This is a genomic window from Campylobacter hyointestinalis subsp. lawsonii (assembly GCF_013372165.1).
GTDB lineage: Bacteria > Campylobacterota > Campylobacteria > Campylobacterales > Campylobacteraceae > Campylobacter > Campylobacter lawsonii.
Window position 1 is genome coordinate 844,880 of record NZ_CP053828.1, and the last position, 25,824, is coordinate 870,703.

Genomic DNA, 25,824 nt, shown 5'->3' on the forward strand with positions numbered 1-25,824 from the left:
TATGGATAGATATAAAAGCGAGAGAATCTTTCTTGGTGTTATAGCACTGACTGCTCTACGCTTACTGTAATTAGCAATAACTAGTATGGTATGTATTAAGCTGCGGAGCAATATTAAGAGTTATCATTAATAAATTTTTTATAGTCTTGTGGAATTCCAATATCAATGAAGTAGTCATCAAACACGCAGGCTCTAGCTTTAAGAGCTAAAAAATTGTTTTGAAAAAACTCTTCAAATGAGAATTTGCTATTTAAACTAAAATCGTCAAATATATCTTTGCTAACTAGATAAATTCCGCCATTTATCAAGCCATCGGATCTGAATTTTTTCTCATTAAATGCTGTTATATTATGATTTTTATCGATATTTACACTTCCGTATCTATCAAAATTATTCATATGTTTTAAAGCTACGCAAATTTTGCTATCTTTTAATTCTAAACCATTTAGGTTTATATCAAAAATTGTATCACCATTAAGTATATATACGCTATTTTGATCTACTAATTTTAAGGCTTCCACAATCGCTCCACCAGTGCCTAGTGGCTCATCTTCTATGCTATAGACAATCTCCATATTTAAATATGAATTTTGAAAATAATTTTGTATTATTTCATATTTATATGAAACGGCTAAGATAGCTCTTTTAATATTTTGTCTTTTTAAATACTCTAATATAAATGCTAAGAAAGGTTTGTTTTTAACAGGTGCCATAGGTTTTGGCAGGTTTGGTAATACGCTTTTAAGGCGTGTCCCAAGTCCGCCACATAAGATGATTGCTTCTTTGGGGCTATTCATCTATTTAAAACCTTTTCCAAATATCTCTTCTTCTACGATAGCACAAATGATATGCCCTATAACAATGTGAGATTCTTGAATTCTAGGGGTGCAATTTGATGGCACTTTGATACAATAATCACACAAATCAGCCATTTTACCGCCACTTTGACCAGTAAGGCCTACGGAGATTATCTCTTTTTCTTTACATACTTTTAGGGCTTCGATGATATTTGTGCTATTTCCGCTTGTTGATATTCCTATAAAAATATCACCTTTTACGCCTTGGGCTTGAACTTGTCTAGCAAATAATCTATCATATCCATAGTCATTGCCAATAGCTGTTAAAATGCTTGTATCAGTAGTGAGAGCTATACTAGGAATTCCTGGTCTATCAAAATAAAATCTACTTACAAACTCACCTGCTATATGTTGAGCGTCAGCAGCGCTTCCACCATTTCCTGCTAGCATGGTTTTAAAGCCATTTTTATAAGCATTTGTAGTGATTAAAGCTACCTTTTGGATAAGCTCTATTAGGGCTTTATCTTGTAAAATTTGATTTTTTACTTGTATTGAGTCTTCAAAATGACTTTTTATATATTGATTTATAATTTCCATGATTTTGCTCCTTCTTTGGTAAATGAGAAGTCTTGGATGTAGCCTTGTTGTTGGTTTAATATTTTAATTAGATTGTATTTTTTGATCGGATCTACTAAGAAAAACATAAATCCACCCGCTCCAGCTCCACTAGTTTTGCCACTATATGCGCCATTTTCCATAGCTAGATCATAAATTCTATCTAATTCATCATTGCTAACTATATCAGAGATAATTTTTTTAGATTTCCATGATTTGCCTAAAATTTGCGCTATAGTATCAAAATCCGCTCTAAATAGAGCCTCTTTCATAGACACTGCATCTTGCTTTATGGCATGCATAGCTTCTAAAGATTTATTATCACCAAGTTTGCCTTTTTTGTGCTCTTCTATATCTTTGGCTTCTCTAGTAATGTTGGTAAAATATAAAACTACTCTAGATTCAAGCTCGCTAGCGATCCAATTTTTGATTCTTAGTGGATTTACAATTACTCTTTTATTATCATAAAATTCCATAAAATTAAATCCGCCAAATGTAGCAGCGTATTGATCTTGTGCGCCACCTACTATTCCTAAATCTTCTCGCTCGATTTCATAAGCAAGCTTTGCTATATCATATTCTCCAAGCGGTAGATTTAACCACTCTTTAAATGCTACAATAACCCCTACAACCAATGTTGAGCTTCCACCAAGACCACTTCCACTAGGGACATCTGAATATGTATGTAGCGAAAAGCTCAAAGGTTTATGGGTAAAATCTTTTACAATTCTATTATATACTGCTTTATAAATATCCAAATTTCCGTCATTTTCTAAATGCGATTTGCTATCGTATTTTGCGTATGAGTTGGTATCTGGTGAATCAAATATAATTGTATTATCATCTCTTGGGATTAATGTACAATGAATATAAAGGGATATCGTAGCGTTTAAAACATAGCCAGTGTATTTATCACAATATAAATTGATATCTGTACCACCACCAGCGAGTCCTAATCTAAGCGGGGTTTGAGAACGAATAATTTTCATAAAATTTCCTAATATTTTAAAAAATGGGACGATTAATTATAACCTAAAAAAATTAAAACTAGTATAAATATTATATTAATTTTCTATTTTTGCAAAAGCAGTAAAAACCAACATAACTTTTGGTTTTATCATAATTTAAAATAGTCCAAATTTCTTTTACATTGTGTCCTAATTTTAATAATTTTTTAATTTGTTTTATATCCTTATCATAAAAGCTATTAAATGAATTCTTAGGTCTTCCTAGGATTTTTCCTTTGGCTTTTGCGTTATGAAGTCCAGCTTTTGTCCTTTGAGATATAAAATCTCTTTCTATTTCGGCTAAATACGCATAAATAGAAAGTATCAATTTAAAAGTTGGATTATTAAAGTTATTTAATTCCATTTGTCTTAAAAAGCATAGTTTGACGCCGTTTTTTGTAAATTCTAATACTATGTTTATTATCTCTAGCATATTTCTACCTAATCTAGATATTTCTGTAACTAAAAGCATATCACCAGCTTTTAATTTGGATTTTAACTCTTGGATTTTTCTTTTTTCTTGTGATTTTGTAGAGCTAATCTCAAGACTTATAATTTCATCAATGACGATATTTTGACTTTTACAATATTCAAATATTTGTAGTTTTTGTGCGTTTAAATCTTGCTTATTTGTGCTAACTCTAATATAAGCTATTGTCATCATATGTCCTTTTTATATTTTATTTTAATTAATCGTCCCATTTTTTAAAATTTGGTTTTGGAGTTTTATATGACTAATGTAATATTGTGTGGAGGTAGCGGAACTAGGCTTTGGCCGCTTAGTAGGAAGCTTATGCCAAAGCAGTTTTTGCCACTATTTGATGATAAATCTTTGTTTGAGCTTACATATGATAGAAATTTTAAAATTTGAGATAATATAGTTATTGTAGCAAATGAAGAGCAATATTTTTTGGCTTTAGATCAATTGGGTGATAAAAAAGCAAAATATATTTTAGAATCCTTATCTAAAAATACAGCAGCAGCAATAACATTAGCCGCTTTATCTTTGCCAAAAGATGAGATAGTTTTGGTAACCCCTAGTGATCATATAATAAAAGATGAGATAAAATATAATGATATTATACAACAAGCCGTAAAATTCGCAAATGATGATTGTATAGTGATATTTGGCGTTGAGCCGACATATCCAGAAACGGGATATGGGTATATTAAATTTAATAATAATGATGTAATAGAATTTGTAGAAAAGCCAAATTTACAAAAGGCTAGTGAATTTGTAAATTCAAAAGAATATTTGTGGAATTCGGGTATGTTTGTTTTTAAGGTTTCGTATTTTTTAAAACAGATGAAAGAGTTAGCTAATGAAATTTATACTCTATGCTTAAATGCTTATAACAACTCTATAAAATTTGATGATATTATAAACATTAAAACTCAAGATATGATAGATATCCCATCAACAAGCATTGATTATGCGCTGATAGAGAAATCAAGCAATATCAAAATCATAAAAGCCGATGTTGCATGGAGTGATGTAGGGAGCTTTGAGTCTTTATCAAAAGAGCTTAAAAAAAGTGATAATTATATAAATGTCAAAAATAAAATTATTGAATCTAAAAATAACTTCTTTTATAGTCAAGATAAAAATAAATTTATAGCCGCTATAGGCGTGGATGATTTGGTTGTAGTAGATACAAAAGATGCTTTGCTAATCACAAAAAAGAGCGAATCTCAAAGAGTCAAAGAGATATATGAATATATTAAAGATATTGATGATCTTAGCAAGACACATTTAAATGTCCATAGACCTTGGGGAACTTATACTATTTTGGAAAATGAATTTGGCTATAAGATTAAAAAAATTGAGGTAAAGCCTGGCAAAAAGCTCTCTTTACAAAAGCATTTTCATAGAAATGAGCATTGGATAGTTTTAAGCGGAACTGCGACTGTAGAGATAGATAATAATACATTTACTATTTGTCCCAACGAGTCAATTTATATAAAAATGGGACAAAAGCATAGGTTGATTAATGATGGCAAAATACCTATAGTTTTGATAGAAGCGCAAGTTGGTGAATACACAAATGAAGATGATATTGTAAGATTTGATGATGATTTTGGAAGAAAGGATATAATATAATGGCAAAAAAGGCTTTAATAACAGGCGTTACCGGTCAAGATGGGGCGTATTTGAGTGAGTTTTTATTAAACAAAGGTTATGAAGTTCATGGGATAAAAAGGCGTTCATCGTTTTTTAATACAGATAGGGTAGATCATCTTTTTGATGGACATCATGATAAAAGTCGGCATAATTTTCATCTGCATTTTGGCGATATGACTGATTCTATGAATTTAACAAGGCTTATATCTGATGTAAGACCTGATGAGATATATAATCTAGCAGCTCAAAGCCATGTACATGTGAGCTTTGAAACGCCAGAATACACAGCAAATGCCGATGCCTTAGGAACTTTGAGAATTTTAGAGGCGGTTAAATTCTTAGGCTTAGAATCAAAAACAAGAATATATCAAGCATCTACATCTGAATTATATGGAAAAGTTCAAGAGATACCGCAAAATGAAAAGACTCCATTTTATCCACGCAGTCCTTATGCTGTGGCTAAAATGTATGCTTATTGGATTACTGTAAATTATAGGGAGGCTTATAATATTTTTGCTTGTAATGGAATTTTATTTAATCACGAAAGCCCTATTCGTGGCGAGACATTTGTAACTAGAAAAATTACTAGAGCTGTTTCTAAAATAACTTTAAATTTACAAGATTGTGTATATTTAGGAAATCTAAACGCAAAAAGAGATTGGGGACATGCTAAAGATTATGTAAAGATGATGTGGCTTATACTTCAATATAAGGAGCCAAAAGATTGGGTGATTGCTACTGGACAAACGACAATGGTTAGGGATTTTGTGAAATTAGCTTTTTTGTATTGCGGGATTGAGCTTGAATTTAAGGGTCAAGGCGTTGATGAAATAGGCGTGATATCAAGCATAGATTATCAAAAGGCTTTGAATTTAAATATCGATCTATCTCATCTTAAAATAGGTCAAGTAGTGGTGAAAATAGATCCTAGATATTTTAGACCTACAGAGGTTGATCTATTGCTAGGAGACCCAAGCCAAGCTCAAAATGAATTAGGTTGGAAAAGAGAATTTTCTTTACCTGATTTGGTAGATGATATGATGCAAAGCGATCTAAATTTGATGAGAAAAGATCAATTTTTACAAAATAATGGCTACAAAATAATGCGTTATTATGAATAAATTTGATTTATTTAAACTCAGATAAATAGCAATATTGCTATTTATCTTTAAGTATATAAATTTATCTATTTAGAGGGATTCTACCTTTTTTAATCTCATCTCGCCAATGATTTAACAGGTCTTCAAACATCTTTCTAGCTGGAATTTCTGGTTTCCAATTGATAAAGCTTTTAATCTTAGTATTATCAAACATTTGATAATCAGCATCAATTGGGCGAAGTCTATTGGTATCTTCTTGAATTTTGATATCATCTCTTTTTGAAAATCTAAGCAATATATCTATAACTTCAGGCAGCTTAAATGCCTCTTCTCCTGCTATATTAAAAGCCTCCCCACAAGGCACTTTGCCTTTTTGGCTCTCTAGCGATAAAAGATAATACGCTCTAATAGCATCACGGCAATCTTGGAAAGTTCTAACACTTGATAGATTTCCAACTTTTATAATTGGCTCTTGAAGACCTGCTTCTATTAGGGCAATTTGCTTAGCGACTGTACTTTCAAAAAAGACATCGCTACGCCTTGGGCCACTATGTGTTCCCATTCTAGTTACATAGGTTTTAATACCATAAGCCTCGCCATAAAATCTACCTAAATAGTCAGTTCCGATTTTGCTAATACTATATGGACTAGCGCCGTGAAATGGGGTATCTTCATTTAATTTTATTCCAACTTTTGCTCTACCATAAACCTCGCTTGATGAGCATACATGGACAACTGGGTCATAAGCATCTTTTTGTTTTAAGGCTCTTATATTTTCTAATATATTTGCTGTGCCTATGATATTTGTTTGTAGTGTTTCAATAGGAATATCAAAAGAAGTTTTAGGAAAAGATTGCGCCGCTAGGTGAAAGATCACATCTGGACGATGTGTTTCAAAAAGCTTTTGAATGCTTGAATAGTCATTTAAATCTGCATAATATACACTTATTCTATCATTTTTGTTGATGCGATCACTTAAGTGGTATATATTATCCATAGGCTCTTGCCATCGCATCATACCTATCACTTCATAATCTGTATTTTCTAGCAAAAAATCAGCCATTTGAGAGCCTACTTGCCCCGTAAATCCTGTAATTAGAGCTTTCATATTAGCGCCTTTAATTTAAATTTAGCAAGCTAGTATATCACTAGCTTGCTAAAAATAATCTAAATTAACGGTATTTGATTTTAGCTTAGAGAATTTAAAATATCTTTAATATCTTTAAAACCGATATGATTGAGTGAGTGTATGAATTCTCTATCGCCTATATCAAAAGTATATTTTTTGGCAAAGCCTAAATTTATTATATTCTTGTTTTTAATATAAAAATTAATATAGCTATCTAATCCACCGCAATTTATAAAGCCCTCTTCTAGGGTAATTATATGCTCATATCTATTTATATACTCGATTAATTTATCATTTTGATTTGAATTTATAGAATAGATATCTATAAGTTCTATATCATACTCTTTTGAAATTTCATATGCTTTTTGCGACATATAGCCAGTAGATATGATTGCGATATTGGATTTTTTAGATTTTTTGACTCTAAAACCATCATTAATATCATAAGCATCATATTCTAAATTTAAAAGCGCCGTAGCATCAAAGCGTAAATATTTTGGCCTTTTTATCTCAATTGTATGCTTGAAATATCTATTTACTAGTTCTGAATCGCTAGGTGAAAATATCTCAAAATTTGGTAGGGTTCTAATTAGGCTTAAGTCTTCTAAGCAGTGATGTGTAGGCCCACTAATAGAGTAGCTAACCCCAGCGCCTACACTAATAATATTGACATTTATATTTCGCAAACTACTTAGTGCGCTTAAATTTATACGAAGTTGCTCAAATGGACGCATACTAATAAATGGCGCAATGCCATAGACATAAACGCATTTACCCTCCAAGGCCAAACCAGCAGCTATATTAATAGCATTTTGCTCGGCAATCCCGATATTTATGGCTCTTTTATTAAAAGACTCTCTAATCTTATCAAGCATAGGGGCGCCAAAATCAGCCGTGATTAGATATATATTCTCATTTTTACTCATCTCTTCATATAAATTTATAAAAAACGCATCTCGCATTGTTAGGTTACTTTTCATTTTTGATCCTTTTAATTGTCTCTTCAATCTCTTCATCGCTTAGTGATAACACATGAGCTAGTGGGCTTTTTTCTAATTTATCTACGCCTTTGCCTTTGATAGTATTTGCGATTACAACTTTTGGGGCAATAGAATCATTAAAAAACGCTTTCTTTAAGCCTTCTAATAAATCAGCTGTATTGTGGCCATCTTTGACCTCTATAGACTCCCAGCCAAAAGATTTAAATTTATCGCTCATTGGCTCTATATCTAAAATATTTTTACTAAAATCAAGCATCTGTTTTTTATTTGAATCTACAATGACAATAAGATTACTAAGATTGTATTGTTTAGCAAACATAATAGCCTCCCAGTTTGAGCCCTCTTGTAATTCGCCATTACCAACTAAAACAACTACTTTTTCATTTGAATTTGAGTTTTTTAATCCATAAGCCATCCCAGCACCTACGCCTAGACCATGGCCTAATGAGCCATTAATCGTCTCATAACCAGGAATTAAAGGATCAGGTATGCTACCTAAGAAACTTCCCTTTTTGCCTACATTTAATAGCTCCTTTTCATCAAAATAGCCTAAATCTGCCAAAATAGGATACATACAAATCGAGCCATGCCCTTTGGATATAATAAATCTATCTCTAGTTTTGTCTTGTGGATTTTTAGGGTTAAATTTGATGATATTTCCATAGAATAAAGCTACAAATATCTCAATTGGTGATAGACTAGAGGCTATTCTAGTCTCTTTGGCTCTTTTGTGAATTTCTAGTGTTTTGATTCTTATTTCATCTGATTTATTTTGTAAATTCATTTTCTTTTTCCTTTAATATTTTCATCCATTTTATGTTTAATTCTAAGCCTTCATCTAAAGAGATAAAGCTATTTTTGCCAAATTTATTTATATACTTTGATATATCTAAATTTACTACACTTTGACCAGATATGCTCTCATCGCTAATATCAGGCAAGACTACATCTGCGTTAATTAAATTTCCAATTTTATTCGCAAGGTCTAGAATTGATCTGTTTTCAAATAAACCTGCGATATTATAAACATCATTATTTGCGTTAATCAAAATATTTAAACACATCTCTATCGCATCTGTAATGAAATTAAATTGTCTGTAAGCTCTACCTTGATCTAATAAAACAATGCGTTTGTGATTTATAGCTTGAGTTATAAATTCATTCATAACTCTTTTATCATCTAGTTTAAATCCAGGCCCATAAGCAATAGCAATGCGTGCTATAGAAATTCTAACCCCAGCATCTATGTAAATTTTACATATTGTCTCTGCTACTCTTTTTGATTGGGCATAGATGGAGCTTGAATCAAATGGATTTAAATAGCCAAAATAGCTTTCACAAGTTGGCAAATGCTCTTTATCTATCTCGCCATAAATAGAGCTAGAGCTTAAAAACAGAACCTTAGCATTATACTCTTTGGATTTTTCTAATAATTGTATCAACGAAGCACTATTTAATAATATAGTGCCAACCCTGTTTTCTAACACTTTTTTAGGCTGTCCATATGTAGCAGCATGTATCAAATAATCAAATTTAAAATCTATTTTTAGATTATTAAGATCTGAATTTAGATATGTTATATTATCATCTTTAGGCAAAAACCAAATAGGCTTTGAAAAGCTATGAGCGATAATTTTAATATTAAAATTAAAATTTTTATTTAGATAATAAAAATAGCTTACAAAATTAGAACCTATCAAGCCATTAGAGCCTGTTATAAAGATAGTTTTATCCCTAAGCTCTTCTAAATTTAAAACTGAAATTTGAGAATAGTATTGATTTAAAAATTGATATAATAGCATTATTTCTCCTTATTGCTAGTATTGAAATTCGCATAATAAAGAGAAATATTACGAAGTCTATAAAGAGCATAAAAGAAAATTAGATAGTTACGCTCTACCCCCCCCCACTTAGTGTTATATGCTTCTATCATCATTGTAAGGCCTTTTTCAATAGAAATTTGATTTTCAAAGCCAAGTTTATTAAATTTATCTTTACTCATTGATTTTTTAAGGGTTCCATCATCTTTGCTAAGCTCTTTTTCAAAGATAAGCTCACCTTTGTAATCCATAATTTTAGCCATCAAATGAGCTAACTCTTTAATGCTAATTGGGTCTTCATTTGTGAAATTTACAAAAGAGCTTATCAAATTTCCGTTTTCATCATACTCGCACAGATCTTTAAAATCTATATTAGAGGCTAAATATATACAGAAATTAGCTAAATCCCTAGCATTAGCAAACTCCCTAGCAGCAGCGCCTGTACCTATCATCTGTATATGAGTATCATATATGCCGTGTTTGTGGCAAAATTCCAAAGCCGACTCTTTATCTAAGCTCAAATCTTTAGATAATAGATCCAAATTTCCTTCATTTAAACATTTTGCTAGATAAATTTTACGGAAAATTCCAGCTTGAACATGAGAATCTTCTAAATCAAAATTATCATTTTCTCCATAGATACTAGTTGGAGCAACGCATAAAAAGTTTTTTCCTTTTTCTAAATTTAGATATTCACATAGTTTAATCCCAGCAACCTTGCCAATAGCGTAACTCTCATTATTTGGCTGAAATGCACCCTCTAGCATATAGCTCTCACGAAGTGGCAATGGGGCATCTTTTGGATAGACACATGCTGAAGCTAAATATATTAATTTTTTGACGCCGTATTTGGCTGCAGCCCAAATAACATTATTTTGCATCATGATATTATTGTATAAAAATTCAGCCGGATATTTCTTTTGTTTGATAAATCCGCCCACAAAAGCAGCACTGAAAAATACATATTCAGGTAGTTGAGTTTTGAAAAATTCATCAACAGACTTTTGATCTATCAAATCTAATTGATCGTGCGTTTTGTAGATTATATTATTATAGCCTTGTTTTTGTAACTCTGCTAAAATCATACTTCCTACTAGTCCATTATGTCCAGCTATATAAATTTTAGAGTTTTTATCCATTACAGATCCTTTTATGATCTGTAATGTAGTTTGGATTATTTGAAGAGATAAAGCGATAATGTGTTAAATATTCAAATTTACGCTCTACCCCCCCCCTATGGTTATTTAGATACCATTTATACATCATTTTGATTCCTTCTTCTAAATTTATTTTGTGTTTCCAGCCTAAGGAGTGGATTTTTGATACATCCATTAGCCTATCCATAGTAGAATCCGGTCTAGAAGAGTTGAATTTTAATTCCCCTTTAAATCCCACTATATCTTTTGCTATTCGGGCAACTTCTGCTATGCTATAATCCACGCCAGAGCCGATATTAATATGAGTATTTTGTGGATTTTTGTCAGTTGCTAAATCTTTAAAATCAATATTTTGCATAACAAAAATAGACCCATCTGCTAAATCATCGCTATGAATAAACTCTCTTCTTACTTTGCCAGTACCCCAAATTTCAACACTATCTTTAGATATACCAAAATTATCTAATATATTTTTAGCATCACTTTCATTCATACCTAAATCTTCTAAAACAGCATTTAAATTATCATCTTCAAGCATTTTAGCTAAATGAAATTTACGAAGTAAAGCAGGCAAAACTCTGCTTTTGCCAAAATCAAAATTCGCTCTTGTGCCATATAGATTATTTAATGCCAAGCATAAGAAATTTGTACCATATTGTATATTATATGCCTCGCACATTGCAGCCCCTGCGATTTTGGCTATTCCCATTGTGTAGGCGTTATATTCTAGGTTACTTTGGAGCATGTACTCTTCTTTTAGTGGATTTTTTGCATCATAAGGATACATATATCCTGAGCCATAACAGATGAGCTTTTTAACACCATTTAGATATGATTGATGGATGATATTATTTTGTATCATTAAATTTTCATATATGAAATCAGCTCTTTGTGCGACATTTGCTGCCCCACAAGGCAAAACAGCACATAAAAATACATATTCAGGTTTTTCATTTTTAAATAAATTTGCGACGGCTTCTTGATTAGTTAAATCAAGCTCTTTATGAGTTTTAAGTATTAAATTATTATAACCTCTAGCCCTTAAATTATCCACAAGTGCCGTCCCAGCCGTCCCATTATGCCCAGCTATATAAATTTTGGAGTTTTTATCCATTTAGAATCCTTTAGTGTGATCTTGAGTCATTGATTCAATATCTCTATTTGATAAAATTGGAGTATTAGTAGGCCAATCAATTGCGATTCTAGGATCATTCCAAGCAAATGTAAATTGATCACTTGCATCGACATATTCGCCCTCATAAGCCCATTTGTAATAATACATAGAGTCGCATTTTGAGCTAACATATTGAGCATTGCCAAATCGTGGCGGGATTAAAATTAATTTTTGATTATCGGAGTTGATAATGAATTTTTCATATTGTAGATATGTTGGGGATTCTTTTTGGCAATCTACTACAACTTGGTGGATTTCGCCAGTTACACAAGTTACAAGCTTCCAAGATTTATGATCGCCATGAATTCCTCTTAAAACATTTGGTTTTGAAAGTGTAAATTTATCAAGGACAAAATTAAGGCCATTTGGTAAAAGTTTTAATATCGCTTCGCTTGAATACGCCGACCAAATCTCACCCCTTAAGTCTTTGAATTTGCTAGGAGTTATGATATAAACGCCTTTTAGTTTTTTAGATTCTTGTATATCAAATTCTATCGCCATCACACAGCCTTTAAGCCTAAGCCAAAAGGCATAGTGAAATTACAATTTAAATATAAATGAGTAAATTTAGAATTATTTATTGATTTTAAATTTAGCTCATACCCCCCCCCATTTTTATACCATTGATACAGCATTTTGACTCCTTCTTCTAAATTTATTTTATGTTTCCAGCCTAAAGAGTGAATTTTTGAACAATCAGTTAGTTTATTTATTGCTCCATTAGGGCGATTAGAATTAAAAGTCAAATCGCCTTTAAATCCAACTATCTCTTTGATTAATGTTGCTAGCTCTTTAATTGTAATATTTTTATTTGGGCCTATATTTAGATGGGTATTTTGTATCTCTTTTGAGTTATCGATAAGATCTTTAAAATTTATCTTTTTCATGATAAACAAGGCAGCCTCTGCTAGATCATCACTATGTAAAAATTCTCTTGTAGGAGTGCCATCACCCCATATTTCTACGCTATTTTCATTTATGCCAAATTTGTTTAAATAAACTAAAGCTTCATCTAAATTTGGCATATTTAAATCATTTAGTAGCTCATCATATCTATTTTCATTTAGGAGTTTGGCTAAGTGCATTTTTCTTAAAATTCCAGGGACTACATGCGATTTTTCTAGGTCAAATTTATCGTTATTCCCATATAAATTTGTAGGAGTTATGGATATGAAATTTGTATTGTATTGTAAATTATAGGACTCACACATCAAACAACCAGCGATTTTAGACAAGGCATAAGGCTTATTAGCATAATCCAAATCACCTTTTAACATCCAAGATTCATTAGTTGGCAAGGTGGCGTTTTTGGGATAAACTGTAGTTGAAGCTATAAAAAGCAATTTTTTAACACCACTTAAATATGCTTGATGAATGACATTACACTCTATCATTAAATTTTGATAGATGAAATCTGCTCTATATTTGCTATTAGCACCTATACCACCAGCTTTGGCGGCACATAGTATCACAAATTCCGGTTTTTCTATCTCAAAAAATTTTTTAACTTCTTGCTGATTAGTAAGATCTAATTCATCATGTGTTTTATATATCAAATTTAGATAACCATCATTTTGTAATTTTTGTAAAATAGCACTACCGACTAGACCTCTATGTCCTGCGATATAAATTTTAGAGTTTTTCTCCATTTATTTCCTTGGTAATAGGCTTATTTAACCTATAATTATACATTAATTCGCCTAATTTTTACTTAAATTTAAGTTTTAATTTTGCGTGATAAGCATATCTCGCTCTGATAAAATCGGATTAGTTGTAGGCCACTCTATGCCTATTCTATGGTCATTCCAAGCATAAGTAAATTGCTTATCTGCGTCTATATATTTACCTATATATGCACATTTGTAATAATATACCGCACTTTGTGAGCTAACATAATGAGCATTGCCAAAACCAGCTGGGACTAAAATCATCTTTTGATTATTAGCATCTATTACAAACTCTTCATATTGTAAATATGTAGGTGAGTTTTCGTTACAATCTACTACTACTTGGTGTATTTGCCCATATACGCAAGTAGCTAATTTGTATGTATTTTTATCGCCATGAATGCCACGGATTACATTGTGCTTTGAGTGAATAAATTTATCATGGATAAATCTTAGATTGTTTGGAAGGAGTTTATCAATAGCCTCACTAGTAAATGCCGACCAAATCTCACCCCTTAAATCCCTAAATTTATTAGGAGTGATGATATAAACGCCTTTTAGTTTTTTAGATTCTTGTATATCAAATTCTATCGCCATCACGCAGCCTTTAGCTCGCTAAGATAAGCGATAGAAATTTGAAATTTATTATTTAGAGGTCTGCCCCCCCCTATAACGCTATTTAGCAAATTTATTTGATTGCTAATATCTATTTGGTGATTGCCTACGAAAAAGCCATTTTCTTGTAGATATTTTGCGTTTTTTAGTTCGCCAAAAATTTCGTAATCAAAATATTTGATAACTTCATTTTGAGTAAAATCACCAGTAGCAATAGGGCGATACTCTATATTATTAGCTTCTAAAAGCTTGATAATATCAGATCTTTTTAAATTTGAATTAGGTTTGATAATGAGTGAAAATCCAAACCACGAGCTAGAGCCAATCTCTTGTTGTATGATAAAATCAGGATGATTTGCGAAGTATTTTTGGAAAAGCTTAGCATTTTCTCTTCTGTGTTTTAAGAAATTTGGAAGTTTTTTAAGTTGTTCTATACCGATTGCTCCACTCATTTCAACTGGGCGGACATTGTATCCAGGCAATACAAATCTAAACGACTCACTAAACCAATCATCGCTTTTTGGTGCTACTAGATTATCTTTTGGCAAATTCCTAGTCCAACCATGCGCCCTAAGACATAATAAAATATGATAAAGCTCCTCATCATCAGTAACGACAAAACCGCCCTCCATAGTAGCCATATGGTGAGAGTAAAATGTAGAAAATGTCCCCATAATACCAAATGTTCCGGCTTGTTTGCCTTTATATTCAGCTCCCATTGACTCGCAATTATCTTCTAATAAAATTATATTTTTATTAGAAATCATAGCTTTAATAGCGTCAAAATCATTTGGATTTCCGAGCAAATTTACACACATTATCATCTTTGTTTTATCGCTTATAGCGTTTTTTAACGCTTCTAAATCATAATTTAGTGTATGTAAATCTATATCAACAAATTTGAGTTTAAGGCCATATTGATGAAGCGGGTAATATGTAGTACTCCAAGATACGGCTGGGACTATTACTTCATCGCCTCTTTTTAGTTTATTATTTTTGGTATAAAATAACGCTGCAGTTGCGATTAAATTTGCTGTCGAGCCTGAGCTTGTCATAACGGCGTATTTTGATCCGACAAATTTAGCGAAATCTTTTTCAAATTCAGCTACTTTCTTGCCCATTGTAAAGATATCGCTTTTGATAACTTCATTAATGGCGTTTAACTCTTTTTCATCCCAAGTTGATGATGCTAAAGAATATCCTTGCATAAAAGCTCCTTTCTAAAAAATGAAAGACAATTATACAAAAAATTTCTTAAAATAATACACAAACCAACACATCTTAATTTTTAATAAAGCAATGAAATTTTAAGGCAAACAGTGTATTATTTTTATGATTTAATTTTTCTAAAACCTATAACTCACGCCAAGATATGCCCCCATATCAAGCTGTTTTAGTCTAAATGGCTTATCTTCTATCTTATAGGTTTTGCCACCATAATCAAAGCTTATATCCAAATCTTTGCTTTTATACATTGTACGCATAATTTTTGCACCAAATTCTATATCCCATCTATCATCTATTTCATACAACGCACCCAGTTTTGCTCCATAGCTAAACCCATCAAGATAGCTAGGAATTGCTTGGGCTATATCTTGTATTAGGCTATTTTTTACATCAAATTTACCCAAAGAGTATCCAGCAAATACACCTATATCGGCTCTTAAATTAGGCTGTATTAATGGGGTATAGTCATATCCTAATAAAAATCTATGAGAAGTAAATTCATATTTTTCCCACTCATTTGCTACGACTACGCCGCCTAGTTCGATATCATAGCTTCTGCTACCGCTTGATTTACCGCCATATTCATATGATATAGAGTATCTGTGCGTATTATCTATTTGATAGCCAAATTTAGGTGATAATAAGAGATTATTGTCTGATATTAAATCATAATTATCCTCATCGACCAAGCTATGATTTAAGCCACCACTAAATCCGATGAAATACCCATCAGCTAGAGCAAATGTAGCACTTAAAGATAGCATAAGAATTGTAGATTTAAATTTAAACATATTTATCCTATTTATTTTTGATTAAGGGATTATAATGGCACTTTTATAAAATAAGGCTGAATTTCGTCAGCAATCTAGTCAATTTGGATATATTTTGTATTAAATTTATTTATATCTATTTTATTTTTTGTATCCGCATTATATTCACCATCGTTATTTTTCGCCTATTAAAGAAGGATTTTATGGAATAAGAAATTTAGACAATACTTTATAGGACAAACTCAAATAAAAGGAAGCTTTATCTTAAAAATGGCTTTAATTAATAGAAAATTTCACTTTAATACATCAAGTAAATTTTCTGATTATTGATATTTTTATTAATTGCAAACTATCTTGTTTGAGATTTAATTAACACTTTCTAGCTCAGAGAGAAAAAGGTCCAAATTCTGAGATACTCGAGTTTTAAATTTATGTATGAAAATAATTCATAAAGATATTGACTATATCGTATAAAACATCCATTTTTTACATTTTTCAAAGCTAACTCTATGTAAAAATTAAAACTTATTGAATACAAAGCTTATTTTCTATAGAATTAGCGATTTTAAAAATTATTGGAAATTATGTTGTCTAAATTTGAAATATTTAAATCAACTATCCCAGTTATGATGGGATACGTTCCTCTTGGTATAGCTTTCGGGCTTTATGGTATAAGCTCTGGACTTCCACTTTGGGTCATGAGTCTCACACCCATATTTGTTTACGCAGGAAGTGTAGAGTTTGTGCTAGTCGCGTTTGTAGTCACAAGCGCATCTCTTGTTGATGTTTTTATAGTGTCGTTTTTACTGAATTTTAGGCATTTTTTCTATACTATGGCGTTACTTGGAGAGATAAATCAGCTAAAAAATCGTATTTATTTTATCTATGCTTTGACAGATGAAACTTTTGCTTTGCTTAAAGCTCGTAAATCAAACATAGATGAAAATAAAAATTTGCTTTTTAACCTAACTGCATTTTTAAATCAAATTTACTGGTTTTTTGGCGTAAATTTTGGTGCATTGCTTGGCTCAAATTTAAATATATCATATAAAGGTATAGATTTTAGTTTGGTTGCGCTTTTTGCAGTTTTGATATATCAAATTTTTAAAAATAATCCAAACACTAAAGTCTTGTTTTTAGGTTTTGGTTGCTCTATCGTCGGACTTTTTATATTTCCTGAGCGTTATTTTTTATTTGGTTCTCTTATAGCTGGAGCTGCTATTTTATTGATATTTAAGAAAAAATTTAATTAAAAGAAATTTGTGATGGAATACTTGCCATATATTTTGATAGCTGGATTTGCTACTATTTTAACTAGGTTTTTGCCATACTTGATGTTTAAAAAACGTACCCAAAACCAAACTTTGCTATATTTGCAAAAAACTATAAGCTTGATAATAATGGTAGTTTTGCTGATCTATGCTTTAAGAAATATGGATTTTTCTACTTATAGTCTAGGGACTGCTGCGATATTTTGTTTGATTTTAGTTTTTGTTTTACAAATTTGGAAGAAAAACTCGCTTCTTAGTATAGTGCTTCCGACTATTATTTATATGTTGCTAGTTAGGATACTAGGTTAATTTATATCTGTTTTATATCAAATATGATATTTTGTTATATTTTTACTGATTATTTTATTTAAATTTATTTTTAAAATATTGATTTATAGATTTTAATTATGCCGATTATAAAGCCAATTAAATATTCGACTTTATCATTTAGATATTACTAAACTTGATTTGATATTACAATTTTTAATAAATTTTTATATTAAATAATTAAAAAATATTTGTTAATTACTTTAAGATAAATAAGTGTAGAATAATGAAGTTAAAAATTTGTTATATATAAATTTAATTTCAATTCCAAGGAGGATTTATGGTTGAGCATAAACTCTTAAATACTATACAAGATAGGCTAGATGCTTTATCAAAGATGCCTAAATTTAAAAAAAATAGTTCTATAATGTCTGTTTTAAACGAACACGGCTTTACTCGTAGAGATTTTATGAAATGGGCTGGAGCGATGACTGCTCTTATGGCTTTGCCGGCTAGTTTTGCACCTATGGTAGCTCAAGCAGCTGAGCTTAGCGATAGATTGCCTGTGATTTGGCTACATATGGCTGAATGTACAGGTTGTAGTGAAAGTCTTTTAAGAAGTGATGCACCTACAATTGATAGCTTAATATTTGATTATATCAGTTTAGAGTACCATGAAACAGTTATGGCAGCTTCTGGTTGGCAAGCTGAAGAGAATTTAGAACAAGCTATAGAGAAGTATAAAGGCAAATATGTCTTAATGGTAGAAGGCGGAATTCCAGATGGCGATAGCGCCTTTTATCTAACAGTAGGCCCAAAAGGCACAACAGGTAGAGAACATGCTATCCACGCTAGTGATAATGCTCTTGCTATCTTTGCTATCGGGACTTGCTCTAGTTTTGGTGGTATTCAAGCTGCAGCTCCAAATCCTACAAACGCAAAACCACTTCACAAAATCACCAATAAACAAGTAATCAATGTCCCAGGCTGTCCGCCAAGTGAGAAAAATATAGTTGGTAATGTCTTAAATTTCTTACTATTTGGCACACTTCCAGCACTTGATGTCTATAATAGACCAAAATGGGCTTATGGACTTAGAATTCACGATCTTTGCGAGAGAAGAGGGCATTTTGATGCGGGTGAATTTGTCCAAGAATTTGGCGATGAAGGCGCTAAAAAAGGCTATTGCTTATACAAAGTCGGCTGTAAAGGGCCATATACCTTTAATAACTGCTCTAGAGAGAGATTTAATCAACACACTAGTTGGCCTATTCAAGCAGGTCATGGCTGTATCGGCTGCTCTGAGCCTGATTTTTGGGATCAGATGGGGCCATTTGAGATGCCACTAGGCGATAGATTATATAATACCGTGTTTGATGGGCTTGGAGCGGACGCTATAAGCGATAAGATCGGTATAGGTGTATTAGCCATCACAGGTGTAGCTGTAGCGGCTCACGCACTTATTGCTACTGCAACAAAAGAGAAGGAGTAAAATATGAGCGAACAAAGAATAGTAGTTGATCCGATAACTAGAATTGAAGGTCACCTTCGTGTAGAGGTGGTTGTTGATGAGAATAATGTAGTTAAAGAAGCTTATAGTGGCTCAACTCTTTGGCGTGGCATTGAGGTGATCGTAAAAGGTAGAGATCCAAGAGATGCTGGTTTTATGACGCAAAGAATTTGCGGAGTATGTACATTTTCGCACTATAGAGCAGGGGTTGAAGCTGTAGAAAATGCTCTTGGTATCGTCCCACCACTTAATGCCAAACTCACTAGAACGCTTATGAATGCGGCTCTATTTTTACATGACCATCCTGTGCATTTCTATCAACTTCATGCGCTTGATTTTGTAGATGTGGTGAGTGCTCTTAGCGCTGATCCAAAAAAGGCTAGTGAAGAGGCATTTAAATACTGCGATACTCCATATGCTTGTGGTGCAGACCAGCTAAAATTAGTCCAAGATAAGGTTAAAAAATTTGTAGAAAAAGGCAACCTTGGGCCATTTGCTAATGCTTATTGGGGGCACTCTACTTATAAATTTAGCCCAGAGCAAAATCTAATAGCCCTTAGCCACTATTTAGAGTGTTTAAGACTTCAAAGAACAATAGCTCAAGCTATGGCGGTATTTGGTGCTAAGCAACCACACCCTCAAAGCCTAACTGTCGGTGGCGTAACTTGTATAATGGATCTACAAGATCCAGCAAGACTAGGTGAATATATGGTGAAATTCCAAGAGATGGCTGATTTTATCAATCGTGCTTATTGGCCTGATTTGGTGATGGCGGCTAAGGCTTATGCGAATGAGCCAAGTGTGGTAAATGATGTAGGAGCTCCAAATTTACTAACATATCGAGATTTCCAAATTGGTGCTAATGAGTATCTATTTGATGGTGGTTATATCTTAAATGGCGATATATCTAAGGTATTTGAAGTAGATGAGAGCAAAATCACCGAAGAAGCGACTCACTCATGGTATAAAAACGACGCTCCACTTCACCCTTATGATGGTGATACTACGCCAAATTACACAGGATTTAAAGATGCTAAAACTCTAAATGCTAAGGGTAAAATGGAAGATTCTAAAGTCTTTGATTTAGATGGTAAATATAGCTGGATCAAAGCCCCAAGATATGATAGTTTGCCTATGCAAGTTGGCCCATTAGCAAATATAGTTGTAAATTACGCTAAAGGCAATAAAAATGTAGTGCCAGTAGTGGATAAATTCCTAGCTGAAACAGGACTTCCTGTGAGTGCTGTGCTATCAACTTTGGGTAGGACTGCTTGTAGGATGATTGAAGCAAAAATTATCGCTGATAATACTTTAAGGGCTTTTAATAATCTAATTGAGAATTTAAAAATCGATGATAGCACTTGTGCTAAATATCAAATAGATAGCAAAAAAGAGTATAAAGGTAGATTTATCGGTAATGTGCCTCGTGGTATGCTAAGCCACTGGTGTAGGATTAAAAATGGAGTGATTGAGAATTGGCAAGCTGTCGTTCCATCTACTTGGAATGCTAGCCCAAAAGATGCTAAAGGTCAAATGGGTAGCTATGAGGCTTGTTTGATTGGACTCAAAATCGCTGATTTAAAACAGCCTTTAGAGATAATACGCAAAATTCACTCTTATGATCCTTGTATAGCGTGTTCTGTCCATGTGATGGATACAAAAGGCAATGAATTAAGTAGCTATAAAGTTAATCCGAATTTAATCTAAGGAGCAGATATGAAAAATAGTAAAAAACATATCGCTGATTATGAATTTAGCATAGGATTACGCCTTACGCACTGGATTAGGGCTATATCTATTGTGGTTTTGAGCGTGAGCGGATTTTATCTTGCTTATGTCTTTGTAAGTCCTACTATAACAGGTGAGCCTATAAATTTTATGAACGCTAAATGGCGTGCTGTTCATCAAATAGCTGGATTTATACTAATAGGTTGTTTTATCTTTAAAATTTATCTATTTTTCTTTGATAAGCAAAGCCATATAGAAAGAGTGAGTGTAAGGGATTTTCTAAGCCCAAAAATTTGTATAGAGCAGATCAAATACTATCTATTTTTAGGCAAGCACCCGCATATGCAAGGAACCTATAATCCACTACAATTTGCCTCTTATCTATTCTTTTATATTGTGCTTTTTGTGATCTGCTTAACTGGATTGATTTTATATGTCAATGTATATCATGATGGGCTTGGTGGGTTGCTTTATACACCTATGAGAGTTATTGAGGCTTGGATGGGAGGACTTGCTAATGTGCGTCAAATTCACCATATTTCTATGTGGATTATCTTTATTTTTATGGTAGTTCATATCTATATGGCTGTATTTAACGCTATAAAAGGCAAAGATGGTGCTATTGATGCGATAATCAGCGGCTACAAATTCCCAAAAGAGAAGTAGATGCGTGTCTTAATCCTAGGTATAGGAAATGTAATGTTCGCCGATGAGGGAGTCGGCGTTCATTTTGTTAAAATGATAGAGAATAACTTTAAATTCACTTCAGATGAGCATAGCTTAAAATTCATTGATGGTGGCACCTTAGCTAACTATCTAACGCCGATAATGGCTGATAGTGATTATCTCATTGTTGTTGATTGTATTGATGCCGATGGCGGGCAGATTGGTGATGTGTATTTTTTTGATTTTGAAGATATGCCAAAGAGTATAAAGTGGTCTGGGTCAGCTCATGAGATTGAGATGCTACAAACTATAGAGATGATGGATTTGGTAGGTGATAGACCAAAGACTAAGATAATTGGCGTGGTACCAAAGAGAGTCGAGCCTATGAGTTTTGAGCTTAGCAGTGAGATTTTAAATTCAGCCGACCTAATGAGTAAAATAATCTTAAAAGAGCTAAAATCAATCGGTTTTGAGTATAGCAAGATAGATGACAAAAATTTACAAGATATCGCAAATGAGTGGAAGAAAGGGCAATTTTGATACTTTGCTTTGAGTTTAAATTTAGTTGTAGTCTAAAGACATTTGCTTTTTTTCTTGATTTTTGGGCAAAACAAAGTACTTTGCAGTATGCTTTAAACTACGAAAAAGACATAATACGACTTTATGTTAGCGCAGCAGATGAAGAGCTTGGTAAATTTAGCGATGAGTATCTTTCCTTGGTTCCTCACTCTATATTTTTACAATCTAGCAAAGTTAAAGTAGCTGAGTATTTGCCAGCTCATCAAGAGCAAATTTTTGATTTTAAATTTAAAAATATCACTCCAAAATCTTTAAAAAATGGAAAAAATGAGTTTGGCTTTGGCTTTGATGATGAATTTATAAATGAAGCTGTAAAACGTATAGAAAATGGAGAAAGTATCATATATGAAGGTGCTTTGATATCTAAATTTGATAGTTTTGATGCGGATTATCTTTTGCCTACAAACCTAAATACTCTTCCTAAAATATTTGTTGTTGATGAAAAATCATTGATCGCATTAGCTAGTTTTGAAAAACCTATTTTATCTCTAAAAACAAATGCTATTTTTAGAACAAATCATAAAAACACACCGACTTTTTTTGATGTAAGAGCGGCTTGGGATATAAATATTTATAAGATAGCTAGTATTTTAAACTCAAAAGGTATAAATTTCTTAAAAGTGAAATCAAGCCAAAATGAGTTTAAGATAAACGTTTTAGATGATAGCTTTTTGATAGTAAGAAATAGTGAGTTTTTACAAAGAGAGGATTTGGATTTTATCGGCTCTAAAAGTGATAAAAATTTAGCCACCTTTGGACTTATGCTAAAAGAATTTAACTTGCTAGATACTACCGTAGCAAGGCTATTTTTTAGTCATAAATTTGATGATTTTATCAAGGTTTATAAGGGGAGTGATGAGTTTGATATGTTTAAACTCAGTATTCCAAAAAGCTATGAAGAAATTTATGAGCAAATAGCTACGTTTAATGGTGGAGATAGACTGCTTGAAAACTATAAAAAAAGTTTTCTTTTACCTAGTGGTAAGTTTAGTTTGCCAAACAACTTTTATTCTATTTATACTATTTTAGATGAGATTTTGGGCTTTGATGGAAAGTTATTTGACTTTGCTAGAGATTTTGGAGGCTCAAAAGGCGTTAGGATAGACTATAAAATGAAAAGTAAAAATGAATTTGACGTCATTACTTTGATACGTTCTGCTATGAGTTTTAAATTAGCCGGGGCAGAGCCTAAAAATATTAGTTTTGGTTGTTTTGAAAGTTTGGCTTTTTTTGTCAGTGATTTTGGCGATATCATCAAAGATGAGTTTGAATGTCAAAATTTCTTACTTAGTGGCGAACTTTTTGAGAGCAAAACTATAGCAAATTTAGTTTTAAAATATTCAAATTCAAACTATAAAACGAGATTTAGCGAGCAATACCCTCTTGAAATCTCTTAGAATAGAAATTTTTGGTTTAGTTCAAGGTGTAGGTTTTCGTCCTTTTATATATAATCTTGCTCTTAGATTTGGGGTTTTTGGTAGAGTTTTTAACGACTGCGAAGGCGTTAAAATAGATATTTACGCTAAAGATGAAATTTGCGATCAGTTTTGCAAGGCTATATTTGACGAACTTCCGCCACTTGCTAGGATTGATGATTTCAAAGTACTACATAGTGAGCTTAAATTTGATACTTTTAAGATAGTAAATTCGCAATTTACCCAAAAACTAAACCCGATACTTCCTGATTTTGCTATTTGTGATGAGTGTAAAGCCGAGTTTTATGACCATACTAATCCGCGTTATCATCATCCGTTTATAAACTGTACTAATTGTGGCCCTAGATTTTCTATCATAAAATCCTTGCCTTATGATCGTAAAAACACAACTATGATAAACTTTAAAATGTGCGATAAGTGCGAATATGAATATAAAAATCCGATTAATCGTCGCTATCACGCTCAGCCTATAGCTTGTAATGATTGCGGACCAAAAGTTTATTTAAAAGATATGAGTGAAGAGATTTTGGCTAAAAACAAAGAGGCGGTAAAACTATGTGCAGCTTGGCTAAAAAAAGGTAAAATCATAGCTATAAAAGGAATAGGTGGTTTTCATCTTGTTTGTAGAGCCGATGATAGCGAAGTTTTAAGAACTCTTAGACAAAAAAAACAGCGCCCAAGCAAACCATTTGCGCTTATGTGTAAAGATGAAAAAATGGCATTAAAATATGCTAAATTTAGTAAAAAAGAGTTAGAGCTTTTAAACTCAAACATTAAGCCTATAGTTTTAGCTTCAAATTTAAATGCTCTTCTAGAAGAGCTTGCGCCAGGACTTCAAAAAATAGGAATATTTTTAGCTCCTACCGCTCTTCATCTACTGCTTTTTGAATATATAGATTTTCCTATCGTTGCAACTAGCGCAAATATCAGCGGCGAGCCTATCATTACAAATTCCATAGATATAGTTAAAAAGCTAGGAGGCGTAGTTCATCTCATCCTTGACAATGATAGAGAGATCATAAATCCAAGTGATGATAGTATCGCTTTTTTTGCAGATGATAGACTTCAATGGATACGTACTTCAAGGGGTATAAAACCAAAAATAATCCGTTCTAAATTTAGTCAAAAAGGCTGTTTTTTGGCTCTTGGCGGTGAGCTTAAAAATCAATTTGCTATTTATAAAGATGGATTGATATTTAGCTCTGTTTATATCGGGGATTTAAAAAATATAGCTACTTTTGAAAGATTTCTAAATTTAGTTGAGAAATTTAGCCAAACTTATGATTTTAAATTTGACTTTATAGTCGGCGACTTGCATCCACATTTTTTACACACAAAGTATTTTGAAAAGCAAGGATTTAAGCTGTATAAAGCCCAACATCACTGGGCGCATTTACTTAGTGTAATGATAGAAAATGATATTAGCACTGAAGTACTTGGAGTAGCGTTTGATGGTACTGGATATGGCGATGATGGGAATATTTGGGGTGGAGAGCTGTTTTTATGTGATCAAAAGGGTTATAAAAGGATCTTACATTTTGATGAGTTTGAGCTTATAGGTGGCGATAAGGCTATCAAAAATATATATTATTTGGCTTATGCAATTCTTAGAAAGTACGATATCGATGCGCCGGAATTTAAAAGTAGATTTGATGAGAAAACTCTTTTAAATTTAGACAAGGTATTAAATCGCAATATAAATTTAGTAAAAACAAGCTCGCTTGGACGTATATTTGACGCATTTGCCTGTTTAGCTCTTAAGATAGATACCATAAGTTACGATGCGCAGGCTGCTATGAGCTTAGAAGCTTTATATGATGAGAGTTTAGATATTTCATATAAATTTGAGATAGAAAATGACGTTATAACTTATAAAGACGTGTTTTTGAATGCTTTGAGTGGTAGCCCAAGAGTTTTGGCGACCGGGTTTATAAATGGTTTGGCAGATCTTATATTAAGCGTTGCGCTTATGTATAAAAAGCCGTTAGTTCTTAGTGGTGGAGTTTTTCAAAATAGAGCTTTACTAACTAAGACGATATCAAATTTAAAACAAGCGGGCATTACGTTTTATCTACCAAAAGATGAGCCTGCAAATGACTCAGGACTAGCTATGGGGCAAATTTACTATGGTTTAAACTTTTTGGGTTATAATTCAAATAAATAGTA

General features: G+C 32.3%; 24 protein-coding genes and 1 pseudogene. 10 read left to right on the plus strand and 15 right to left on the minus strand.

What is annotated here, in order from left to right:
• Positions 1 to 113: 113 nt before the first annotated feature.
• The 4 genes from hddC to CHLWT_RS04360 form a co-directional block, all read right to left on the minus strand.
• The gene (gene hddC / locus CHLWT_RS04345) at positions 114 to 797 is read right to left on the minus strand and encodes a D-glycero-D-manno-heptose 1-phosphate guanosyltransferase (protein WP_112000639.1); all 684 of its coding nucleotides are present in this window, start codon (positions 795 to 797) and stop codon (positions 114 to 116) included.
• Complete coding sequence (gene gmhA2, locus CHLWT_RS04350) at positions 798 to 1,394, minus strand: D-sedoheptulose 7-phosphate isomerase (RefSeq protein WP_111969324.1); 597 nt, start codon at positions 1,392 to 1,394, stop codon at positions 798 to 800.
• Positions 1,382 to 2,401, minus strand: a complete 1,020-nt coding sequence (gene hddA, locus CHLWT_RS04355) for a D-glycero-D-manno-heptose 7-phosphate kinase (RefSeq protein WP_111949455.1) — start codon at positions 2,399 to 2,401, stop codon at positions 1,382 to 1,384. The genes gmhA2 and hddA overlap by 13 nt, the downstream gene beginning before the upstream one ends.
• Before the next feature lie 70 nt (positions 2,402 to 2,471).
• On the minus strand, positions 2,472 to 3,080 hold the full coding sequence (locus CHLWT_RS04360; protein WP_111949453.1) for a recombinase family protein: 609 nt from the start codon (positions 3,078 to 3,080) through the stop codon (positions 2,472 to 2,474).
• Between the two features lie 69 nt (positions 3,081 to 3,149).
• On the opposite strand from CHLWT_RS04360, the pseudogene CHLWT_RS04365 reads away from it, so the two are divergent.
• Positions 3,150 to 4,520 (plus strand): annotated as a pseudogene (locus CHLWT_RS04365) (mannose-1-phosphate guanylyltransferase/mannose-6-phosphate isomerase).
• Positions 4,520 to 5,662 (plus strand): GDP-mannose 4,6-dehydratase, encoded by a 1,143-nt coding sequence (gmd, locus tag CHLWT_RS04370; protein WP_151062174.1) that lies wholly within the window; start codon positions 4,520 to 4,522, stop codon positions 5,660 to 5,662. Before CHLWT_RS04365 ends, gmd begins: the two are co-directional and overlap by 1 nt.
• Positions 5,663 to 5,723: 61 nt before the next feature.
• On the opposite strand, the gene CHLWT_RS04375 is transcribed toward gmd, so the two are convergent.
• The 11 genes from CHLWT_RS04375 to CHLWT_RS04425 form a co-directional block, all read right to left on the minus strand.
• Positions 5,724 to 6,749, minus strand: coding sequence for a GDP-mannose 4,6-dehydratase (locus CHLWT_RS04375; protein WP_112000732.1), 1,026 nt, complete (start codon positions 6,747 to 6,749; stop codon positions 5,724 to 5,726).
• Between the two features lie 80 nt (positions 6,750 to 6,829).
• The gene (locus CHLWT_RS04380; protein WP_112000731.1) at positions 6,830 to 7,750 is read right to left on the minus strand and encodes a transketolase family protein; all 921 of its coding nucleotides are present in this window, start codon (positions 7,748 to 7,750) and stop codon (positions 6,830 to 6,832) included.
• On the minus strand, positions 7,740 to 8,555 hold the full coding sequence (locus CHLWT_RS04385) for a transketolase (protein ID WP_112000730.1): 816 nt from the start codon (positions 8,553 to 8,555) through the stop codon (positions 7,740 to 7,742). Before CHLWT_RS04385 ends, CHLWT_RS04380 begins: the two co-directional genes overlap by 11 nt.
• On the minus strand, positions 8,539 to 9,573 hold the full coding sequence (locus CHLWT_RS04390; protein WP_112000729.1) for an NAD-dependent epimerase/dehydratase family protein: 1,035 nt from the start codon (positions 9,571 to 9,573) through the stop codon (positions 8,539 to 8,541). The genes CHLWT_RS04385 and CHLWT_RS04390 overlap by 17 nt, the downstream gene beginning before the upstream one ends.
• Complete coding sequence (locus CHLWT_RS04395) at positions 9,573 to 10,730, minus strand: NAD-dependent epimerase/dehydratase family protein (protein ID WP_111949981.1); 1,158 nt, start codon at positions 10,728 to 10,730, stop codon at positions 9,573 to 9,575. Before CHLWT_RS04395 ends, CHLWT_RS04390 begins: the two co-directional genes overlap by 1 nt.
• Entirely contained in the window at positions 10,723 to 11,862 is a 1,140-nt protein-coding gene (locus CHLWT_RS04400) for a GDP-L-fucose synthase family protein (protein ID WP_112000728.1), read from the minus strand. Before CHLWT_RS04400 ends, CHLWT_RS04395 begins: the two co-directional genes overlap by 8 nt.
• The gene (locus CHLWT_RS04405; protein WP_096016652.1) at positions 11,863 to 12,423 is read right to left on the minus strand and encodes a dTDP-4-dehydrorhamnose 3,5-epimerase family protein; all 561 of its coding nucleotides are present in this window, start codon (positions 12,421 to 12,423) and stop codon (positions 11,863 to 11,865) included.
• Positions 12,423 to 13,571 (minus strand): GDP-L-fucose synthase family protein, encoded by a 1,149-nt coding sequence (locus tag CHLWT_RS04410; RefSeq protein WP_176320861.1) that lies wholly within the window; start codon positions 13,569 to 13,571, stop codon positions 12,423 to 12,425. Before CHLWT_RS04410 ends, CHLWT_RS04405 begins: the two co-directional genes overlap by 1 nt.
• A gap of 75 nt (positions 13,572 to 13,646) precedes the next feature.
• Positions 13,647 to 14,186 (minus strand): dTDP-4-dehydrorhamnose 3,5-epimerase family protein, encoded by a 540-nt coding sequence (locus CHLWT_RS04415; RefSeq protein WP_112000726.1) that lies wholly within the window; start codon positions 14,184 to 14,186, stop codon positions 13,647 to 13,649.
• Positions 14,186 to 15,412 carry a DegT/DnrJ/EryC1/StrS family aminotransferase gene (locus CHLWT_RS04420; RefSeq protein WP_112000725.1) on the minus strand — a complete coding sequence of 409 codons (1,227 nt, stop codon included), beginning with the start codon at positions 15,410 to 15,412 and terminating at the stop codon, positions 14,186 to 14,188. The genes CHLWT_RS04415 and CHLWT_RS04420 overlap by 1 nt, the downstream gene beginning before the upstream one ends.
• 138 nt (positions 15,413 to 15,550) lie before the next feature.
• A complete protein-coding gene (locus CHLWT_RS04425) occupies positions 15,551 to 16,222 on the minus strand; it encodes a porin family protein (protein WP_112000838.1) in 672 nt (223 codons plus the stop codon).
• A 566-nt stretch (positions 16,223 to 16,788) separates the two neighbouring features.
• On the opposite strand from CHLWT_RS04425, the gene CHLWT_RS04430 reads away from it, so the two are divergent.
• The 8 genes from CHLWT_RS04430 (at position 16,789) to hypF (ending at position 25,822) form a co-directional block, all read left to right on the plus strand.
• Positions 16,789 to 17,454, plus strand: a complete 666-nt coding sequence (locus tag CHLWT_RS04430) for an AzlC family ABC transporter permease (RefSeq protein ID WP_112000519.1) — start codon at positions 16,789 to 16,791, stop codon at positions 17,452 to 17,454.
• 12 nt (positions 17,455 to 17,466) lie between these two features.
• On the plus strand, positions 17,467 to 17,781 hold the full coding sequence (locus tag CHLWT_RS04435; RefSeq protein WP_111948234.1) for a branched-chain amino acid transporter permease: 315 nt from the start codon (positions 17,467 to 17,469) through the stop codon (positions 17,779 to 17,781).
• Positions 17,782 to 18,079: 298 nt separating this feature from the next.
• Positions 18,080 to 19,231 carry a hydrogenase small subunit gene (locus tag CHLWT_RS04440; protein ID WP_112000518.1) on the plus strand — a complete coding sequence of 384 codons (1,152 nt, stop codon included), beginning with the start codon at positions 18,080 to 18,082 and terminating at the stop codon, positions 19,229 to 19,231.
• Positions 19,232 to 19,234: 3 nt separating this feature from the next.
• Positions 19,235 to 20,956, plus strand: a complete 1,722-nt coding sequence (locus tag CHLWT_RS04445; protein ID WP_112000517.1) for a nickel-dependent hydrogenase large subunit — start codon at positions 19,235 to 19,237, stop codon at positions 20,954 to 20,956.
• Between the two features lie 9 nt (positions 20,957 to 20,965).
• Positions 20,966 to 21,643, plus strand: a complete 678-nt coding sequence (gene cybH, locus CHLWT_RS04450; RefSeq protein ID WP_112000516.1) for a Ni/Fe-hydrogenase, b-type cytochrome subunit — start codon at positions 20,966 to 20,968, stop codon at positions 21,641 to 21,643.
• Positions 21,644 to 22,183: a HyaD/HybD family hydrogenase maturation endopeptidase gene (locus CHLWT_RS04455; protein WP_112000515.1), complete on the plus strand. Its 540-nt coding sequence runs from the start codon at positions 21,644 to 21,646 to the stop codon at positions 22,181 to 22,183.
• Entirely contained in the window at positions 22,180 to 23,619 is a 1,440-nt protein-coding gene (locus CHLWT_RS04460) for a hypothetical protein (protein WP_112000514.1), read from the plus strand. The genes CHLWT_RS04455 and CHLWT_RS04460 overlap by 4 nt, the downstream gene beginning before the upstream one ends.
• Positions 23,606 to 25,822 (plus strand): carbamoyltransferase HypF, encoded by a 2,217-nt coding sequence (gene hypF, locus CHLWT_RS04465; protein WP_112000513.1) that lies wholly within the window; start codon positions 23,606 to 23,608, stop codon positions 25,820 to 25,822. Before CHLWT_RS04460 ends, hypF begins: the two co-directional genes overlap by 14 nt.
• Positions 25,823 to 25,824 lie beyond the last annotated feature (2 nt).

Bases quoted from the DNA above. Each gene is read 5' to 3' on its own strand.
- CHLWT_RS04440 (WP_112000518.1), top strand. From the start codon at position 18,080: ATGGTTGAGCATAAACTCTTAAATACTATACAAGATAGGCTAGATGCT.
- gmd (WP_151062174.1), top strand. From the start codon at position 4,520: ATGGCAAAAAAGGCTTTAATAACAGGCGTTACCGGTCAAGATGGGGCG.
- CHLWT_RS04415 (WP_112000726.1), bottom strand. From the start codon at position 14,186: ATGGCGATAGAATTTGATATACAAGAATCTAAAAAACTAAAAGGCGTT.
- CHLWT_RS04400 (WP_112000728.1), bottom strand. From the start codon at position 11,862: ATGGATAAAAACTCCAAAATTTATATAGCTGGGCATAATGGGACGGCT.
- hddC (WP_112000639.1), bottom strand. From the start codon at position 797: ATGAATAGCCCCAAAGAAGCAATCATCTTATGTGGCGGACTTGGGACA.
- CHLWT_RS04385 (WP_112000730.1), bottom strand. From the start codon at position 8,555: ATGAATTTACAAAATAAATCAGATGAAATAAGAATCAAAACACTAGAA.
- CHLWT_RS04420 (WP_112000725.1), bottom strand. From the start codon at position 15,412: ATGCAAGGATATTCTTTAGCATCATCAACTTGGGATGAAAAAGAGTTA.
- CHLWT_RS04425 (WP_112000838.1), bottom strand. From the start codon at position 16,222: ATGTTTAAATTTAAATCTACAATTCTTATGCTATCTTTAAGTGCTACA.
- hddA (WP_111949455.1), bottom strand. From the start codon at position 2,401: ATGAAAATTATTCGTTCTCAAACCCCGCTTAGATTAGGACTCGCTGGT.
- CHLWT_RS04395 (WP_111949981.1), bottom strand. From the start codon at position 10,730: ATGGATAAAAACTCTAAAATTTATATAGCTGGACATAATGGACTAGTA.
- CHLWT_RS04410 (WP_176320861.1), bottom strand. From the start codon at position 13,571: ATGGAGAAAAACTCTAAAATTTATATCGCAGGACATAGAGGTCTAGTC.
- CHLWT_RS04380 (WP_112000731.1), bottom strand. From the start codon at position 7,750: ATGAAAAGTAACCTAACAATGCGAGATGCGTTTTTTATAAATTTATAT.
- CHLWT_RS04445 (WP_112000517.1), top strand. From the start codon at position 19,235: ATGAGCGAACAAAGAATAGTAGTTGATCCGATAACTAGAATTGAAGGT.
- CHLWT_RS04455 (WP_112000515.1), top strand. From the start codon at position 21,644: ATGCGTGTCTTAATCCTAGGTATAGGAAATGTAATGTTCGCCGATGAG.
- CHLWT_RS04360 (WP_111949453.1), bottom strand. From the start codon at position 3,080: ATGACAATAGCTTATATTAGAGTTAGCACAAATAAGCAAGATTTAAAC.
- CHLWT_RS04375 (WP_112000732.1), bottom strand. From the start codon at position 6,749: ATGAAAGCTCTAATTACAGGATTTACGGGGCAAGTAGGCTCTCAAATG.
- CHLWT_RS04435 (WP_111948234.1), top strand. From the start codon at position 17,467: ATGGAATACTTGCCATATATTTTGATAGCTGGATTTGCTACTATTTTA.
- CHLWT_RS04390 (WP_112000729.1), bottom strand. From the start codon at position 9,573: ATGCTATTATATCAATTTTTAAATCAATACTATTCTCAAATTTCAGTT.
- CHLWT_RS04405 (WP_096016652.1), bottom strand. From the start codon at position 12,423: ATGGCGATAGAATTTGATATACAAGAATCTAAAAAACTAAAAGGCGTT.
- cybH (WP_112000516.1), top strand. From the start codon at position 20,966: ATGAAAAATAGTAAAAAACATATCGCTGATTATGAATTTAGCATAGGA.
- gmhA2 (WP_111969324.1), bottom strand. From the start codon at position 1,394: ATGGAAATTATAAATCAATATATAAAAAGTCATTTTGAAGACTCAATA.